The 17,817-nt window shown below is 62.0% G+C and carries 4 protein-coding genes and 2 pseudogenes; 4 read left to right on the top strand and 2 right to left on the bottom strand.

Annotated features, from left to right (window positions below; translation table 11 throughout):
* The first annotated feature begins 3 nt into the window (after positions 1–3).
* Positions 4–12,111, top strand: coding sequence for a filamentous haemagglutinin family protein (locus NDB2M4_RS12285; protein ID WP_083556264.1), 12,108 nt, complete (start codon positions 4–6; stop codon positions 12,109–12,111).
* Positions 12,112–12,313: 202 nt separating this feature from the next.
* Positions 12,314–12,427: pseudogene (locus NDB2M4_RS12280) on the top strand (transposase); the annotation flags it as partial.
* A gap of 71 nt (positions 12,428–12,498) precedes the next feature.
* Here NDB2M4_RS12280 and NDB2M4_RS12275 read toward each other — a convergent pair.
* Positions 12,499–13,023, bottom strand: a pseudogene (locus NDB2M4_RS12275) (DDE-type integrase/transposase/recombinase); the annotation flags it as partial.
* 146 nt (positions 13,024–13,169) lie between these two features.
* Here NDB2M4_RS12275 and NDB2M4_RS12270 point away from each other — a divergent pair.
* Positions 13,170–13,400 carry a hypothetical protein gene (locus NDB2M4_RS12270; protein ID WP_072375408.1) on the top strand — a complete coding sequence of 77 codons (231 nt, stop codon included), beginning with the start codon at positions 13,170–13,172 and terminating at the stop codon, positions 13,398–13,400.
* Positions 13,401–13,495: 95 nt separating this feature from the next.
* Positions 13,496–14,191 carry a hypothetical protein gene (locus tag NDB2M4_RS12265; RefSeq protein ID WP_072375405.1) on the top strand — a complete coding sequence of 232 codons (696 nt, stop codon included), beginning with the start codon at positions 13,496–13,498 and terminating at the stop codon, positions 14,189–14,191.
* Between the two features lie 32 nt (positions 14,192–14,223).
* On the opposite strand, the gene NDB2M4_RS12260 is transcribed toward NDB2M4_RS12265, so the two are convergent.
* Positions 14,224–17,724 (bottom strand): DEAD/DEAH box helicase, encoded by a 3,501-nt coding sequence (locus NDB2M4_RS12260; protein WP_139247236.1) that lies wholly within the window; start codon positions 17,722–17,724, stop codon positions 14,224–14,226.
* Positions 17,725–17,817: the final 93 nt, after the last annotated feature.

Raw genomic sequence — 17,817 nt, 5'->3', positions numbered from 1 at the left:
TCCATGAATGCTGTCATTCCCGATCACCGCTTGAAAGCAGCGTCCGGATGTGGGGGGCAACTGCGGCATTGGGGAATCTGCCACGCTGTCATTTGGGCACTTCTTCTCTCTGGTATGCCGGCTGACGCCAAGCCTTTAGGTGGTCAGCAGGTTACGCCATCTGCTGCGGCGATAGCGGCGCAGCAGGCGGCGCAGGACGCTGCGACGAATGCGGCACGCGATGCGGGGAACGCCTTGAAGCGCGCGACGCTGGCCATCCAGGCTCAGCAGGCCTCCCAGCAGGCTGCGCGCGATGCGGCGAAGGCTGCGCTCAGTGCGATGCCCAATGCGGTCAACGGGCTCGGTGCCGGCGGGCTGGTGATCGGCAACGGCGTCGTCGGCAATGGCGGCGTCATCAACACCGAGCTGTGGCAGGGCGCCAACCTGCCGACGCAGTTCAGCGATGGCGATCGCACCAAGGTCGGCATCGAGCAGACGCAAGGTAAGGCGATCCTCACCTGGGATACGTTCAATGTCGGCGGCAAGACCGACCTGACCTTCGATCAGCAGGGCAATCGCGACTGGGTTGCGCTCAACCGGGTGACGGGCGGGACCGCGCCGAGCCAGATCCTCGGCACTATCAAGGCCGACGGGTCTGTCTACGTCATCAATCAGAACGGCATCGTCTTCGGTGGTGCCTCGCAGGTGAACGTCGGCAGCCTCATCGCGTCGACGGCCAACATTGCCAACGAGCAGTTCCTCAATGCCGGCATCTACGCGCCGCTGACGGGCACCGTCTACACGCCGAGCTTCATGGGCGCCGGCAACGGCAAGGTGCTTGTCGAGCGCGGGGCTCAGATTGGCACGCATGACCCGAAGTCGGTCACCTCTGGCGGCGGCACGGTGATGCTGCTCGGCAGCGAAGTTGAGAACTGGGGCTCGATCAACACGCCATTGGGGCAGGCCCTGCTGGCGGCGGGCGATGACTTCGTCCTCCGCCGCGGCTACGGCACCGACGCCAACCAGTCGTCGACGACGCGCGGCTCGGAGGTGTCGGTCGGAACGTGGAACGGCACGACGTTCACGCCGGGCGGCCTTGGAACGGTGAGCAACAGCGGCGAAATCTACGCCTCCGAGGGCGACATCACGCTCGCCGCTCACGCGATCCGCCAGGACGGCGTGCTGATTGCGTCGACCTCGGTCAACACGCGCGGCACCATCCATCTGCTGAACTCGGTGCGCGATACGACGGGCTCGATCGTGCTTGGGTCCGGCAGCGTCACCTCGGTCATTCCCGATCTTGCGAGTGGGGCTACGGCGCTCAATAGCCAGCGCGATGCGCTGATCAAGGCATCCGATGACGCCAACGTGTTGCGCGGCAGCGCCGCGGCGGGGGCGTTCGACAATCTGTCGCTTCTGGCCGACCGGCTCGATCAATCGCGCATCGAGATCGTCACCGGCGGCAACGTGACGTTCGAGGGTAACTCGATATCGAGCGCGCAAGGTGGACAGATCGCGGTCTCGGCCAAGGGCCGCATCTTCAATGCCGAAGGCTCGGTGCTCGATGTGTCGGGTGTTCGCGACGTGCAGCTCGCCATGGCGAACAACAACATCCTGGTCAACATCCAGGGCAACGAGCTGCGCGACAGCCCACAGAACCGCGACAACGATTATCTGAAGAACGCCGACGTGTGGGTCGATGTCCGCAACCTGACCTACGTTCCGGCGGGGACGGGCGGCTATGACAGCGATCGCTATTATACGCCGGGCGGCCTGCTCGAGGTGGGCGGCTATCTCGCCAACACGGCGCATGGGATCGGCGAGTGGTCGAGTGTCGGCGGCACCATCACGCTGTCGGCCAGCGAGGTGATCGCGCAGAAGGGTGCGATCTTCGATATCTCCGGCGGCTCGGTCTCTTACGCGGGGGGCTACATCCAGACGACGAACTTCCTCGGCCGCGACGGCAAGCTCTACAACGTCAACGACGCGCGCGCCGACATGACGTTCTACGGGCTTGGCGAAGGCTACATCCGTTCCAACGACCGCTGGGGCATCACCGAAGTGTGGACCAACCCGCTTGGCAAGGGCCGCGTGTCGACGCGGTGGGAGGACGGCTACACCGTCGGGCGCGATGCGGGCCGCCTCAACCTGTCGACGCCGACCGCGGTGTTCGAAGCCGACATCCTCGCCGACGTTGTGCAGGGCGCAGGACAGACCTCGGCCCGGCCTAGCGGCATTACTGACGGGTACAAGGCGAGCCAATCGACCGTGTCGCTGGCCGGCACTATGAACATCCAGACCTACCTAGTCGACGGCACGGCCTTTGTAACCAGGCCGGTGAACACGTCGCTGTTGATTTCGTCTACGAAGCCCGCGGTCGCTGATGGCATTTGGCTCGACGCTGGCGGACTCGATAGCGCTGGCCTTGGGGGGCTGTGGGCGGCGGTCACCGGTACCATCACGGTCGATGCGCCGCTGACCATGGCCAATGGAGGTGGCATCGCACTATACGGAAGCACGGTCGCCATCAATGGAGATATAACCGCCCGCGGCGGTTCAATCGAACTCGGCCAGACGACGAACGAAAGCCTCGTCCGCAACACGAGCGTCACCGTCGCCAACGGCGTCACACTGGATGCACGCGGATTGCCGACCAATCAGATTGCCGATCCGGCAAGTGCCCTTTCACGCCTTGCCTATATCAATGGCGGTGCGGTGACACTGCGCTCATATGGTGATGTGTCGCTCGGCGAGGGCTCATCGATCAATGCCAGCGCCGGCAGCTTCTTGTCTTTCAACGGCAAGTTCAACGGAGGAAACGGCGGCGATATAACCCTCGTCGCTAGCCAAACGCAGCAAAGCGACGATGGCAGCTCGACCAGCAGCAACCACGGCGATCTGACGCTCAATGGAACACTAGCCTCTTACGGGTTTGGCAAGGGCGGCAAGCTGAATCTGGAAACCGGCGGCGTGGTGTCGATTTCGGGCACATCCCTTTTCCCGGGAGAAACCCTCCCGGCGGGCACGGCCGCACCCCTCGGCTTGGTGTTGGCCTCTGGCTTCACAGTTCCTGCCGGAGGCGTTTTGCCGATGCCGGCCTCCGTCACGATCACCAGCGTCGCAAACGGGCACGTCTTTCCGGCCGGTGCGACGATTGCAAGTCAGAGGGTCACTCTGAGCAGCGACTGGGTGTTGCCCACGGGAATATTTTTCGTCTGGACCAGCACCAATAGCCGCTATTTCCAAGGTGACACCGTCCCAGCCGGCACTGTGCTCACTCAATTTGTCGGCAGTCTTCCCGATGGATATCGGATTCCAGACAACACGTTCCAGGGCGGATTAGCGATTAATCCTGTAACCGTCAGTTATGCCGCCGGGACCATCGCGCCAGACGATATTGCTTATGCTGCCGGCGTCGCCGTTCCGAAGGGAACGGTTCTGCCGACGGACGTTGCAATCCAGCGTGTCACCACGCTGTCGCCGTCGCTCTTTCAGTCCGGCTTCTCGAATTATTCCGTCAACGGCCAGAGCGGCTTGAACGTGGCGGACGGCGTCGCGATCGACGCCGTCATGCCGGTACTGCAATACGCTGGATCGGCTCCCGGCTCTCTTGCGGGCACGAACAACGCCAACACGGCGCCGGTCTGGACGCCCCCCGTCTATCAGGAAGACGCGGTCAATGGGAGGCTCATCCAGCGCGCGGGCGTCGGCCTGGCCCTCCTTTCTGGTGTTGGCGCCGACGGCACGGGTTACAGCTCGAGACCAGGCTACCTTATGGTTGGCTCCGGCGCCTCGATTACGGTCGATCCCGGTCAGAGCGTCCGTCTGGCCTCCAGTGGTCAGGTCACTGTGGATGGAACAGTCACTGCCCCCGGCGGAAGCATCGCCATCGCCAACACCTATGGGCAGGGCAATTTCACCGACCCGGGCACGATGTCGATATGGATCGGCGATCACGCTGTGCTGAATGCAGCGGCACAACCCTATATCGCCACCGATATCCGCGGACGGTTCTATGGCGTGGTGCCAGATGGCGGCAGCATCAACATCGGCAGCACCGGCGGCTTGCTCCGAGCTTTTGATACCACCGGGCAGCTCACCACCATGGATATTGAGGCCTCGAGTCATGCCTACGTGGTTATCCGCCCCGGCGCGGTGCTCGATGCTTCAGGCACGAGCGGGACGCTCGACCTCTTCGGCGATGACGGCGCGGTCCGGTCGGTGGTCGCGGCCAGCGACGGTGGCACGATTGCGCTTCGCAGCTATTCCGGCATCTACGCCGAGGGCACGATGAGTGCGTTCGCAGGTGGCCCCGGCGCGTCCGGCGGTTCACTTACGGTCAATCTAGAACATCCCTATCAGTACGGCACGGAACAGAATCCGATTCCTGCCGCCTTGCTGGTCGATCGTGTACTGAGCCTGACCCAGACGCCAGCTAACGGCCTTGCGGCTAACGCACAGCCGGGAAGCAACGACCTGACGCTTGGCCAGAGCCACATCGCCATCTCCTCGATCGCAGCGGGCGGTTTCGACACCCTGTCGCTGATGGGGCGCGATACAATGGCTTTTGACGGCAATGTCTCTTTGAGCCTCGGGCGTAGCCTCAGTTTGAACAGCCGACTCTATATTGATCCGGCCGGCGGCAACGTTTCTCTCTTCGCGCCTTATGTTGACCTCGCTGGCACGGCCAATCAGCTTTACAGGTCTGCCGCCGCCGCGGCGACAGGGACCCTAGCAATCAGCGCCGACCTCATGGAACTGAGCGGCACCATCAACCCCGCCTTCACCAGTACGACGCTGTCGAGCAGCAGCGATCTGCGTTTCGTTTCCAACACCAACCTTTATGCGCCACATGACCTCACCCTGTCCGCGGCGCGCATTTACCCGACCAGCGGCGTCACCGCCGTCATCCGCTCCGGCTACGGGCAAAGCACGTCCAATAGTTATTCGCTCACCGACACCGCCGCCGTGCTGACCTTCACGCGCCCGCACGGGACCACCTCTGTATCGACACCCTATTCGGCCTATGGCGGCCTCGACATTTCCGCGCCAACCATCAATCAGGGCGGCGCGCTATTCGCCCCCTTTGGCTCCATCAAGCTATTCGCCACCACGAAGACAGTTAACGTCAACTCCGTCGAGACCAAAGACGCGGTCGTGACGCTGAAGGCGGGCAGCATCACCTCGATAAGCGGTGCAGGGCTCGTCATGCCCTATGGCGGCACCACAGATGGCGTGAACTGGACCGTAGACGGTGCGGCCCCCGCCTGGATCAATCTGATCACCGGCGAATATATGAACGCCGATGGAACGCTAAAAGCTAACGAGACCGGCACCGGCGTGTCGCTGCAGGCTACCAGCATCGTCAGCGAGGCAGGCGCGCTGGTCGATTTGTCCGGCGGTGGCACGCTGACCGGCGCAGGCTTCGTGGCGGGCCGCGGCGGCTCGGTCGACACGCTGCTCAATCCGTTGAACAAGGGCGGTACCGTCTACGCCATTCTGCCGGGCGTCGTGACCGCACCCGTGGCGGGCGGATATAACACCGCCTGGACCGGAGCGACGCCGGGCGCCGGCCAGCAGATCACAATTCCTTCCGGTGTACCGGGACTGCCGGCTGGCACCCATACCTTGCTTCCGGCAAATTACGCCCTGCTGCCGGGGGCTTACCGCATCGAGCTTGGGGGAGCCAGCACCACGGCGCTATCGGGCGCAATCGCGCTGCCTGGCGGCTCTTATGCGCTCTCCGGTTATCAAAGCGTCGCCAATACGGTGATCCGTGATGCCCTGCCGACAAGCGTGACCATCACGCCAGGCGGCACGGTGCGCACCCTGGCGCAGTATAACGAAACCAGCTTCGACTCGTTCGCAATCGCTCGGGCGCAGACCTTCCAGAACATGCGTCCGCGCCTTGAAACTGACGCCAAGAACCTCCGCTTCTCGTTCGGCTCGTTCAACACCACCATGCCTGCATTGGTCTGGGATGGCACCGCCGATCTGACCCCGGGCGAGGGAGGCTACGGCGGTTCGCTGTCGGTGACGACGAGCATCGTCAGTCAGGGCAACGGGCAGATTCAATATCAGGACCTGATCCTGGCGGCAGACGGCAGCAGCGCCGCGCGCTCGGCCGCGCAAACGGTACTCCTCGCCTCGGACCTCGACGCGATCGGGGCCCCAAACTTGTTCATCGGCGCGCCTAGCCTCAATGCTCTCACCAATGTGATCATTGTGGGTAGCACGACTGGCAGAACACAGATGGAGAGCGGGGCCGTACTGCGCGCCGGACAGGTGCTGACGTCAGAGGCCTTCAGGCTCGATGACGGAGCCAGGATCGATACCCGGTCCTTTGCCGACACTAAATTGCTTGATGCATCGACTGGTTATTATCTGAGCGTGGGGCTTGGTGTCTCCAATGGCGATCTGCTGCTGGATACTTCATACGGCGGCAAAGCCATCAGCATCGGCGATGGGGCGGCGATCTATTCACGCGGCACCATCGCCCTGAACGGCGGGGTGAGCTTTGACGGCACGCCGCTCCTTGGGACCAAGACCCTCAGCCTAACGGCTCCCTCGATCAATCTGGGATCGGCCGGCGATCTGGCGGCGGCGCGGACGGCTGGGGTTTTGCCCGACGGTCTCAACTTGACGAAAGATCTGTTCACCGCGCTGCTGGCAGGCGACCCCGCCCACGACGTCGCGGGAGCGCGCAACCTGCAGCTAGCCAGCACCAATTCGCTCAACGTATATGGCGGGGCGTACCTCGATCTTTCCGCGCTCGACAGCCTCACCCTGACGACACCCGCCATTTATGGCGCGGGCGCATCGACCGATAACGCGGTTCTCAAAGTCAACGAACTGATCTGGAACGTCACCCAGCGAGTGGTCTCGACGAATGGGGACGGAAGCCTAAACTACGGCAGCGCACTCCCGGGTGCGATCATCGCCAACGGTCCGGGCGCCGGCCAAGGCAAGTTCGAGATCGACGCCCGAACGATCACATTCGGCCATCCTCCCATGCTGGCAGGCGGTTCGACCGCGACGTTCGACCGGCTGATGCTGGGCTTCTCCAACGTTACGCTCGCCGCGTCCGAGCGGGTGACGTCCTTCGACAACAATTCGCTGTCGGTGTGGCGCAGCGGTACGGTGACGCCGTCTTTCGCGCCCAAGACGTTCACGGGAGAGGTCGCCGAGCTGCGGATCGTCACGCCGCTGCTCACCGGCGAGGCGGGCTCGGTGCTGTCGGTCTATGCGGGCGGCATGCTGCGCGTGCGCGCGCCGGGTGGTGCGTCGGCCGTCGACACCTCGGCAATCGAAGCCCTCGGCGCCACCATCAACCTGAATTCAGTCTACTCGGGAGTTCAATTGGACACGGCCGTGGCATTGCCGTCCGGCAAGCTCGCGATTACGGCGCAAGACGGAATCGACATCTATGACCGCACGCGGATCGATCTCTCCGGCCGCGCCGTTCAATTCAACGACGTCACGAAATATTCGTGGGGCGGCGATCTAGACGTCGAGAGCGAGTATGGGAGCATCTCGTTCTTTGGAACACCGCACATCGACGTCTCAGCGGTGAACAATGCAGCTGGCTCCATCTCGCTGACGGCAACAGACAGCTTCTACGGTGGGTCCGTCGCCTTCTACAAGGATGACCGCGGCGGTGGCCCCATGAACTCACTCGACGGCTTGTTCGCAGGCATATCTACGGGCGGTTATGACAGCGGCTCGTTCACGGTGAATACCTATGGCTTCTCCAATTCCGATTTCGCCCTCGTCAATCAGGCATTGAACCGGGGCGGGTTCTTTGGCTCGCGCAGCTTCTCCTTCAGAGCCGCCGATCTCATCATTGGCGACGAACTCAAAGCGCACGACATCTCCGTTTCGGCGAATGTCGGCAATCTCACGGTGAATGGCCGCATCGACGCGAGCGGCGCGAGGCCGGGAAGCATTCGGCTCGCGGCGGGTAACAATCTGACGGTCGCTTCGACGGCCATCCTGGACGTTCACGGCAGTGAGTTGCAGGTCGACAGCTATGGGCAGCCCATCGAGGCGAAGAATCGCGGAACGATCGAGCTGACCAGCGTCGGCGGCACGTTGACACTCGCATCGGGTGCGACGCTCGATCTTTCGACTCCGACAGGCGCTTACGGTCAGCTCGTTCTCAACGCGTCGCGCAATGGTGGAACCAGCGGCGATGTACGCGTCAGCGCTGGTGGGCCGCTCAACATCCGTGGCGCGAGCAGCATAGCGCTTAACGCCGTGTTGAATTACGGCTTGTTCGCTCCGGGCACAGTCATTACCCAGGAGATGCTCGACAGCTACGATGTGGCCAGCCAAGCCTTCATCCGCGCAGCCTACAACAACAATGTTGCGGCGGGCCAGCTCACGGCAAGCCTTCAAGGCAAGCTCGCCGGCCTGACCGCCTATGGCAGCGCCTTCCATCTGCGGCCGGGCGTGGAGATAGCCTCAGGCGGCGATCTCTCCACCTCGGGCGATATCGATCTGTCCAAGTATCGCTACGGGCCGGGTGCCAACCGCGACACCAATTCGTCGAACTACGGCGCCGGCGAGCCGATGGCGCTGGTGGTGCGTGCAGGTGGCAATCTCACCATCGGCGGAAGCATATCGGACGGGTTCAAGGGAAGGCCTGCAGCGCAGGGCAATCCGCCTGTCTATCGATATTCAACAACTTTGAACGTAGCGGCATTCGACACTTTCGACTGTACAGTCGGCGAATGCGGAGCATCCGGAACTGTTTATTTTCTGCCTCAGGATCTCTACCTCACCGCCGACTGGACCGTTCCGAACGACGCATTTTATCGAGGTCTTGCATCTGCGGTTGGGCCAATCAGTTCGACCTCTGGAACCCAGTACCTGCCTGGCCAAACCATCCCCGCGGGGACAAGGCTTAGCGCATCTTCGACCTTCCTTGAAAAGGCTGCGGCCTTGCCAAGCTTGGCTTTGACCGCGACACTCGTTCAGCCGGGCACGACACTACCAGCGCTCACTGCGACGTCGCCGCTGGCTCCTATGCTGGCTCCAGGCTCGCTCGCCGCTTCCATCAGGTTGGTGGCTGGTGCTGACATCTCGGCCGCGTCGTCCCGCGTATTGCGCCCATACGGCCAACTGGAGGGTGCGGGCAGCCTGAGTATGTTGAACCCACTCGGCGGGACCACACCGAGCGTCGTGCGAACCGGTACTGGCAGTCTTGACCTGCTTGCCGGCGGCAACATCACGATGAACTCGCTCTACGGCGTCTACACGGCGGGTACCGACACCGGCACGACAGGCCTTGCCGCCGGCAGCTACATGCCCGATCACGGCGGCGACCTGACGGTGATCGCGCAAGGCGATGTCACCGGTTATAGCTACGACGACGGCCAGAAAAACATCCAGTCCTGGTCCCCCGACAATTGGCTCCTGCGCTCCGTAGACGATGCTGGACTCGCCTCATGGTCCATCGCCTTTGGCCGCAACATCAGGGTCAATAGCACCACCACCTTTACCGGCGGCTTCGCAGGAATCGGCACGCTGGGCGGCGGCAATGTCACGCTCGTCGCGGGCGGCAACGTCGGGGCCATGACGAGAACGGTTACCGGCTCGGGCTTGCCCCAAATCTATGGCGCGTTGCAGGTAGCGGTGGGCGGGAGCGGCAAGGTAACATCGGTCACCACCGATGGGTCCATCCTCACAGGGGGCACTCTGATCCAGGCCGGCGGCGGCGATCTGACTGTCAAGGTCGGCGGCACGCTCAACGGTGGCAACAACGCAATCAACGGTTCGTCTGCCGCCCGCGGTTCGCTCAGCATCTTCAGCAATCTGCGCGGCGATACTCAGATTGCAGCAAGTTCCATCGGCTCTATGGCGCCTATCTATGGCAGAAAGGAAACCGGCGATCCACGCGGGCTGGACCCCACCAGAGCCAGCATCGTCAGTCCCTGGGGCGGTATCGGTCTGGTCCCCGGCGACGGCACTATGACCGTGCGAACGGCGGGCGATCTCGTGATCGGCAACTATGGCGATGCCGGGCAAATCGGACAGACCCAGCAGACCACTTACTTGTCGTTGTGGCAGCCTGAAACGACTTCAGTCTCGTTGTTTGCTGCTGGCGGCGATCTGGTGCCGGTCACCGGAGGCGGGCTCGGGTATAACGTTTGGAGTTCCATTAGCTCCACTATGGCGGTTGCGCCGGCCCGGTTCAGCGCCGTGGCAATGGAGGGCAGCCTGTTCCTGGGGAGCGGCGATATCGCCACGCTCGAACTAGCTCCTTCGGCCAACGGCGCGCTTGAGCTGCTTGCCGGCGGCGCTATCTACGGTGCTTCGCTCGCGGTCGGCAATTCTATCAATGTCGGCTCGCTGCGCATCGATGTCTCGGGCGCCAGCGCCGGAGTCAATGATGTCCCCAACCCGTTTAGACCGGTGAGCGGCGTCAGCAGCTTCTTCAGTTACAAGAATTTCGCCACGTTCCGCCCCGATGGGATTGAGGCCAATCCAAACACTAGTCAACAAGCTATCGACCGCATCTACGCGATGGACGGCGACATCCTCAATGTCGCCTTCGGCGAGGTCAACTCCAACGCATATTACAGCAACGCCTACCACACGATTTATTTCGGTAACCGGGCAGTCCGCGTGACCGCAACCGGCGACATCGTGAACTTCGGCGCGGGCACGAGTGCCAACCCTGGCTTGATCCTCAACAATGACTCCACCGACGTGTCGATGATCAAGGCCGGTGGCAACATCTTCTATGCCAACGTCAACATAGCCGGCCCCGGATCGTTGGAGGTTATCGCGGGCGGCAACATCTACCAGGGCGACAAGGGTTCGATCGTATCGATCGGCGCCCTGGCCGCAGGCGACACGCGGCCGGGTGCTTCGATCCTGATGCAAGCGGGAGTGGGCACGGCGGGTCCCAACTACGCGGGCCTCCTGCCTTACCTCGATCCGGCGAACCTCGCCGTCGTCGGCACACCGCTCGCGGAGCAGTCCGACAAGGTGGCGAAGACGTATGAGAAGGAGCTGCAAGCCTGGCTCGATGAGCGCTTCGGCTTCACGGGTGCAGATGACGAGGAGCGCCGCGAATACTTCGCCAGCCTCGCCTCCGAGCAGCAGGCGATCTTCCTGCGCCAGGTGTACTTCGCCGAGCTGAAAGCCGGTGGCCGCGAGTACAACAATCCCGACTCGAGCCGCTACGGCTCGTACCTGCGCGGGCGCGCCGTGATCGAAGCGCTGTTTCCGGAGAAGGACGCGAACGGCGAGCCAATCGTCTACGCTGGCGACATCACCATGTTCGGCGGCTCGGGCGTGCGCACGCAGTTCGGCGGCGACATTCAGATGCTGACCCCTGGCGGGCGCACGGTGATCGGTGTCGAAGGCCTCGAGGCGCCTGCCTCTGCCGGCATTGTCACGCAAGGGCAGGGCAACATCTCGATGTATTCGAAGGGCTCGATCCTGCTCGGCCTGTCGCGCATCATGACGACGATGGGCGGCGATATCCTCGCCTGGTCGGCGGAGGGCGATATCAACGCCGGCCGCGGTTCCAAGACGACGATCGTCTACACGCCGCCCAAGCGCGTCTACGACAACTACGGCAACGTGACGCTGGCGCCGAACGTGCCGTCGTCGGGTGCCGGCATCGCCTCGCGCAGCACGATCCCCGGCGTACCGGGTGGCGACATCGATCTCATCGCGCCGCTCGGCACCATCGATGCGGGCGAGGCCGGTATCCGCGCTGGCGCCAACGTGAACCTCGTCGCGCTGCAGATCATCAATGCGGCGAACATCCAGGCGCAAGGCAACGTTTCCGGCGTGCCACAGATCCAGGCGCCGAACATCGGCGGGTTGACGGAGGCGACGAACACGGCGGGAGCCGCGCAGGCCGCGACGAAACCCCAGCAACAGGGAGCCTCAGAGCAAGCTTCGGTGATCATCGTCGAGGTCATCGGCTTCGGTGGAGGTGATGAGGAGGATGAGTCCCGGAAGCGGCTAGAAAAGCGCGGCGACTCACGCGGGACCCAGGTTGATCCGAGTCAGGATCCCGCTAGCGCGTTCCAGGTGCTCGGGGCCGGTGAGATGACGGCCGCCGAGGCCAAAGAGTTGATCGCCGCACGTCGAGGTGGTGCAAACCGCTAGTGTCTTTGCCGGTTGCGAAGTGGCCGGCATCGAAGCCTACGTGCCAAATCCGCTGCAGTTGAATGCACGGGCGGAAGGTCGGTTCGAGCGAAGCTACTTCTGGCCTGCTCCCCTGGAGCGATACGAAACCAGGTGAGCGAATCTAGCTATTTCCAACCTCGATTGAGGAGAGACGGGAATGGCACGATAAACGACAGGGTAAATCAGCGAGCAGACGTACTACCGGTGGCGGCGTGAGTACGTTGGCTTGAAGCTCGATCAAGCTAGGCGTTTCAAGGATCTGGAGCAGGAGAACAACCGGCTCAAGAAGGCGATTGTCCGTCGTCAGAGTCTTCGGGACAGTTGAGGGTCTGATCTAAAAGAGGGTCCGGCTCATCTGGTTGAAGCTCATGCTGCTGCACTGAAGTGGTGGCGGCGACGTTGTTCGATGGTTCGTCGCTTTATGTCTCGTCGGCGTTCCAGGATTCGAGAGGCGCGTCCGAAGTAGACGTCAGCGGGAGTGATGTTGTCCAGGCTCTCGTGATATCGGCGGTGATTGTAGTGGTCGACGAAGTCGGCAATGGCTCGCTCGGGGTCGCCGGGCAAGTAGTAGTTTTTAAGCAGGATCCGGCTCTCCAGCGATAGGTGCCAGCGCTCGATCTTGGCCTGGGTTATCGGGTGATAGGGCCTTCCACGGGTGTGACGCATGCCCTGCTCCTCAAGCCAATCGGCGAGATCGTTTGCCACATAAGATGGACCGTTGTCGGATAGCAATCTTGGCCGCCGATCGGCACCGATCTGATCGAGCCCCGCCGCCTGCAAGGCCAGCTTGAGCGTTGCGCTGACGTCGGCGGCGCTCATTGTCGTGCAGAGCTTCCAGGCGACGATGTAACGGGAGAAGTCGTCGAACGCCGTCGAGAGGTAGAACCAGCCCCGCCGATGCGCGGGCTCAAAGATCGTTCCATTTCCCAAAAGGGAGTAGCGCGCAGCGGCGTCTTGCGCGCATCCCTTGATGTCGGAGTTGCTCCGTTGTCGGAAGCATGGCTCTCCACGTCACCCGCTGGTGATTTGGAAAGCCGATGCAAAGCAAAACCGATCAGATCCGCAACGCATGGGCGGCGGGCGATAAGATCACCGCCCTTCGCATCGCCTCGCGGTTCTTCGACCGCAGCGACGAAACAAAGACGTTCCAACGCGGCTATCAGGCCCACGTCAACCCGGCGTTCTTCGCGCAGATCGGCAAAGATCCGGCCGCGCTGACCGACGAGGCGCTGCGCGTCATGGCCGCTAAGTTCAATCTTTCTGACTAGATCCGGCGTATTTCACCGATAGGATATTTTCCGCAACGTGGCAGGTGCTCCGAACTTTGGGCGTCTGCGTGTACTGCTAAACGGAGCGGTTATTGATGGGCAAAAGTACCACTTGGTTGGTCAGTATGGAGCGGCTGGCCGATCTCGGGGAGATTGGATCACTTATGGTCCGCCTTATGACGGCTGTTCAAGACTTCGGTCTTGCCAACTATGCGATGGGCAAATGGAAGGCTGAGGATAGCTTTAAGCTTCAACCGAGGAAGCTCGGGGCAGCCCGGTACTTTTTGCGGTTACAGATGTCCCATATGTTCGAGGCACTAGCAATCATAGAGAACGAGATCGAGCGCACTCCCGCTCTACGGGCTGCCGTCGAGCAATGCGATGCAAGGACAATCAAATCCTACGAATGGCTCGTCGAATTCGCAAAGAGCGACGATTTCAAGCTGCTCACCCGGATCAGGAATAACATCGGATTTCATTACGACGCGAAGGTCGTGTCTCAATCACTTCGGCGTCTGGAGCGACAGCGGAAGAAAAAGGTCAGCGCAGGGAAGTTTACGAAAGACTTTGGCGCGCTGACACTAGGGAATGAAAGCCTCGACTGGTTCTTTAAGCCGACAGAATATGTCGAGAATGATATAATCATACATGGCATCTTCGGTCTCTCAGAAGATGACGAGCCGCAAGATCTACAACAACGGACCGATGAGATCGTGATGCGGCTTCACGACGTGGCTGTCGTGTTTTCTGATTTTGCAGGTCACTTCATCAAGCACCATGCCAAGGGATAGCGTTCGGCTACAAAAAGCATCCTGGGGCGGGCTCAGTTGAGCCGACTATGTAGCGCTTGAAACACGCCTGCGCTATTCCACAGCGACCTGTTGCCGATGACGTACACTGCTTCTTTGGCCCGCGTCACGGCGACGTTGAGGATGTTGGGGCGACCGCCTGCCCAGTTTCGAGCCCCAACTTGTTGAGCTGCCGGCGCGCCGAGGACGAATATCACCGCCTCGGCCTCGCGGCCTTGCACGGTATGCACGGTTCCTATCCGGTCACGGACCCAACGACCCGGATCGGTCGCCCAGGCATCGACGACGCCGCTGTCGCGTACCAGCGTGCGCATATTGTCCTGAACGACGACGAACGGCGTAACAATGTAGATGTCGGGCGGTTCGGCCAGTCGTCGCAGCTTGGCAAGCAAAGCGACGACAGCTTCACCTTCCTCAGGGCACCATTTGTCGTGCGCGCTGCCCGCAATGTCGATCCAGCGCGATGGGCCGAGAATGTCACGAATGGCGGATGGGCGCGCACCGCGGCCCTGCACCATCAAGCCCTCGTAGGCGACAGCATTGGAGATCGCGAACATCGGATCATCGCATCGCCGATGGACGAGAAGCGGTACACCAACCGTGCGCGAGCCGTAGCGGTTATGGAACTCCGCGACATACGGCGTCGCGGCGTCGGCCAACGTCTGCACGGAAGCGGCCGGTGCATTGAACCGATCCGGGTCGATCCCGAAGGTCCGGCAAATTGCTTGCGTCAGGATGTCGGGCAGAGCCACAACCGGCTCGATTTGCATCGGATCGCCGACGATGATCGCCCGGCGGCTTCGCATCAGGGCGCCGACCGCGGCCTGCGGCAGGGCCTGACCGGCTTCGTCAATGAGTAGCCATCCCAACGTCTCAGGCGGTAATTGTCCCAGCATCCGCTCGACGGAAGCGAACGTCGTCGATACCGCCGGGACCAGAAGGAACAGCGACCCCCAAAGGTCAGAGACGAGCGCTTGCTTCACCGCATCCGGCATCTGGCGGCCGGCAAAGACATTCATCAGCGCGCCAAGATTGTGGCGCAGCGGTTTCGCTGCCGCGTCGGCGAACGCCTTGTGCAACGCCATGGCGGCGATGAATACGTCATCGCGGAGCCGATGCGTCTCATCGTCGAACCAGGCTGCGAGCAAGTGGCGATCTTCGTGACTACGTTCGGCAAACGAAGCATCGATCATGCGCTCACCAAGCGCCGCCCGCCAAGCACCTAGCAGTTCCTCGGCGTCGTAAAGCCGCTTCTGCGCCTTTTCGTGATCGGCTTCGGCGGCGTCCCGTTCACATTCGGCGTCAGCCAACGCCTTCGCCGAGGCGTTGAGAGTTGATTCAGCCGTTTGACGCTTGTCCCGGGTAGCACTGAGTTTGCTCTTTAGCTTTGCCTCACTTGCGCGCCATTCGCGAAAGCGCGCGGTTGAGAAAAGGCGCGCGAAGAACCCCGGCTGCATCATCGCATGGGATTGCAGCTCGCGGGCGGCCTGCATTTGATGTGTGTCACATAGGCTCAGCAATTGCGCGCTCTGCGCGTTTAAGGCTTTGGCCCGATGATGCGAGCGTCGAGCCTGCTCAGTGCGGATAGCGGAACTCTGAGCCGCCTCCGATATCGTTGGCATCTCGTCCATCAAGCGGCGGACCGCTTCAAGTTTCCTTTGTGCCTTCCGGCTTTTTTCTAGTGCCGCGACAAATGCCTTGCGCGCGGTCTTCCATCGCTGTTGAGCATGATGCGGATCGCGCGGCGCTTCCTCGTCGGTAACGATGCGGGGGGCGCGCTTCTCGACTATTTTGCCGTCCTCGTCGGCGATCTCGATGGACTGTGGCGTTCCAGCAGCATGAGCAAGGTAGCGCGCCATGCCGACCTCATCGTCCCACCAGAAGCCATTGCGGAATGCGCTGCGGTTCTTCGCGTTGCCGAGCACTGCGGCGACCAGGCCCCAAGTCTCTTCCTCCAATAAGCCATCCGATAATGTTTTGAAGTAGCGAAGACCGGACGCGTCGGCGGCGACGGCATCGCTTCCGGGTAGCTCGGCACTCACGTTCTCGACCGCCTTGTTGTTGGACGAGGCGATCAGCATCTCGAAGCCCTTAAGCCGCGGGTCGAGCTTATAGAGGTGGAGCCACGCACTGCCAGCGCTCAACCGCTGGCCGGAGTTTGTGAAGGCGTCGGCGGGATCGCCGTAGTCCGCCATGACCTCGGCGCGCGCGCAGATTACGCTTGCAACGATGTCTCGTAGCAGTGTCGTCTTGCCGGTGCCGGGCGGTCCATTGACCGCGAGGATGCCATCAGTTTTTAAGTCGCGCATGGCAAGGTTGACTGCGGCTTGCTGCAATAGCACCAGGGGATGGCGTCCCTTGCCCGGCCAACGCGCTGCCGGAAAATTTCTTGGCGATAGCGCCTCAGTCACAGCCTCGGGCTCATCGAGTAGGTTGCGCCGTCTCACCGGCCTATCGAGACCGAGGTAGCGCTTAAGGTTGCCCGTTTCCTTGCCGTCGCGAAAGGAAGACGCGGCTGTCGCTAGGTCACCAAGGAAGAAGCTGTTGAGCAGAAGTGGTTCCGGCGCGTCGCTGTTCTTGAAGTATTGATAGGTTCGAACCGAAAAGCGCGGCGCATTGATCAGCGATGCCGGTAGACCCAGCGTCTTGACTAGCCACTGGTACGCCTTAGCAATGGTGTCGCGGTCGAGTGGCAATAGCTCGCCGTTCTGATCTTGGCGGCGTATCAGCTTGTCGAGCTTCTCGACGAGCGGCTGCTCAGCGGCCTGCCATCCGCCAAGCGAAGTGAGGTCGCCTGCCAGCGCGCGTGGCACGCCCCAGCCAAAGCTTGAGATGGCAACGGCGGGTTCCTCCACCGGCCTACCCGCTTTGTCGAGTATGATGGTCGCAAGGATCGCCTCGCCGCGCGACCCTATGCGCTCGGCCTGCGTATCGCCGTAGCGCGCGACCAGCGTGGCAACCGCTTCATCCAGCTTGACCGTTCCCAAGACGACTTGGTGATAAAGCCGGTAGTTCTTGCGCCCGCCGCGCGTGTCTTCCCAAGCGAGCTTAGCGCCATCGAGCCGCACGACGGCCGAGCGGTCGCCGCCGGTGAGATCGGTCTCCCGCCTGAAGGATGGCGGGGACAGAACTTCTAGCGCGGTCCATGCGGTCAGAACAGAAACGGCATCATTGGTGATCGGCGGAAACTCGGGTCGCGGCTCATCGCGCGGTGCGAGAAAGGTCGTTTCCGGCGTCGGGCTCTCCTCCGTAGTCGGCGCGTCATCCTGTTCGAAATCGAAGGCGTCGTCAGCGATCAATTCCGGCTCCGTGCCGAGTTGTTTCGTCTGTCCATTGGCCGCGCCGTCTGCTAGCCCGAGGCGCTCCGTAACACGGTTCCGCAGACGCGCCGCGCGTTGGGTTGAGCGGTATTCAAGTTCATCGAGCAGCGCCTGTAGGAATGAGGCATCGTCCTGCCGCTGGGCGAACTCCGTCTCCAACGCATCAATGCTGTGCTTGAAAAATGGCCTAGTCAAAACCGGTATGCCCCCACCACGCCTTCTATACCAGCGACCCTTTTAGAGCGCTTGCGGGGGAGATCAAATTTGGCGCGCGGAGAAAAAGCAAGG

It is taken from the genome of Hyphomicrobium sp. NDB2Meth4, assembly GCF_900117445.1.
Lineage (GTDB): Bacteria > Pseudomonadota > Alphaproteobacteria > Rhizobiales > Hyphomicrobiaceae > Hyphomicrobium_A.
Note: the sequence above shows the minus strand (reverse complement) of the source record. Positions and strands in the feature narration are given on the sequence as shown.